This is a genomic window from Actinoplanes sp. DH11 (assembly GCF_020873875.1).
In the GTDB taxonomy this organism is placed as follows: Bacteria; Actinomycetota; Actinomycetes; order Mycobacteriales; family Micromonosporaceae; genus Actinoplanes.
On record NZ_JAHWGU010000083.1, the window covers coordinates 1 to 676 of the forward strand.

The 676-nt window shown below is 71.9% G+C and carries 1 pseudogene; it reads left to right on the forward strand.

From position 1 onward, the window contains the following. Positions 1-676 (forward strand): annotated as a pseudogene (locus LPA41_RS40810) (type I polyketide synthase); the annotation flags it as partial.

The window sequence follows — 676 nt, forward strand, 5'->3', positions numbered from 1 at the left end:
GTGGTGGGACGGATGCGTTCTGGGAGGTGCTGGAGCGTGGTGATCTGAGTGCGTTCGGGTTGGGTGGTGAGGAGCGGGTTGATCAGGCGTTGCCGGTGCTGGCGCAGTGGCGTCGCCGGCAACGGACTGAAGCTCTGATCGACTCCTGGCGCTACCGCGTCATCTGGCGCCGCCGCCCCGGTGCCACGACCGGCACACTCACCGGCACCTGGCTGGTCGTCCTGCCGGCGACCCGGACCGACGCGCCCGTCGTGGATGCCGTGCTCGGCGGGATCGAGGCCGCCGGTGCCACCGTGAGCAGGCTGGTCGTCAACGGCGACGGCTTGGACCGGGCCGGCCTCGCCGCCCGCATCGCCGAGGCCGGCTTGGTCGACGGCGTCGTCTCCCTGCTGGCCCTCGATGAGGATCCGGTCCCCGGGCGCCCCGCCGTGCCGGTCGGCGTGGCCGCCTCCCTCGTGCTCGTCCAGGCGCTTGGTGACGCCGGCGTGCCGGCCCCGCTCTGGATGGTCACCACCGGCGCGGCCGCTGTCGGCGATGCGCATTTCGACAGTCCTGCGCAGGCTGCGGTGTGGGGGTTGGGGCAGGTGGCGGGGTTGGAGTTTCCGGAGCGTTGGGGTGGGTTGGTGGATGTTGGGGTGGATGGTGTGGGTGTGGCGGGTGTGTTGGGGGGTGTTCT